Origin of the sequence: Pseudomonas sp. PGPPP1 (assembly GCF_002255865.1) — a bacterium.
GTDB lineage: Bacteria > Pseudomonadota > Gammaproteobacteria > Pseudomonadales > Pseudomonadaceae > Aquipseudomonas > Aquipseudomonas cremoris.
This window is the reverse complement of the sequence record NZ_NKIG01000112.1, coordinates 1-608: the sequence shown is the minus strand read 5'-3', so window position 1 is coordinate 608 and position 608 is coordinate 1. Positions and strand designations below refer to the sequence as shown.

General features: G+C 56.4%; 2 protein-coding genes. Both read left to right on the top strand.

The features are described 5' to 3' along the window. The coding region (locus CFE47_RS31425; protein ID WP_286843095.1) for a helix-hairpin-helix domain-containing protein at positions 1 to 336 on the top strand (336 nt) is incomplete at its 5' end. Between the two features lie 27 nt (positions 337 to 363). Continuing rightward, the coding region (locus CFE47_RS31420; RefSeq protein ID WP_286843094.1) for a translation initiation factor IF-2 N-terminal domain-containing protein at positions 364 to 608 on the top strand (245 nt) is incomplete at its 3' end.

Below are 608 nucleotides of genomic sequence, written 5' to 3'. Positions count from 1 at the left end.
CTGGAAGAGATTGCCTACGTACCGTTGGAAGAAATGCTCAACATCGACGGCTTTGACGAAGACACCGTCAACGAGCTTCGCGCTCGGGCCAAGGATCGTTTGTTGACTAAAGCCATCGCTACTGAGGAAAAGCTGGCAGACGCCCATCCGGCCGAAGACCTGCTCTCGCTTGAGGGTATGGACAAGGATTTGGCGATGGAACTGGCGGTGCGCGGCGTAATTACCCGCGAAGACCTGGCCGAGCAGTCTATTGACGATCTGCTCGACATCGACGGCATTGACGATGATCGTGCCGGCAAGTTGATCATGGCCGCCCGAGCCCATTGGTTCGAGTAACTAGGCGCGGCCTGAGGAGAGAAGTGCATGACGCAAGTCACGGTGAAACAACTGGCCGATGAGGTCAAAACACCGGTAGAGCGCCTGTTGCAGCAGATGCGTGAGGCAGGTCTGCCGCACACCGCCGCCGATGAAGGTGTGAGCGATAGTGAGAAGCAGTCTTTGCTGACTCACTTGAAGAGCAGCCACAAGGCGAAAGTGGAAGAACCGCGCAAGATTACATTGCAGCGCAAAACCACCAGCACCCTGCGTGTTGCTGGTAGCAAGAGCAT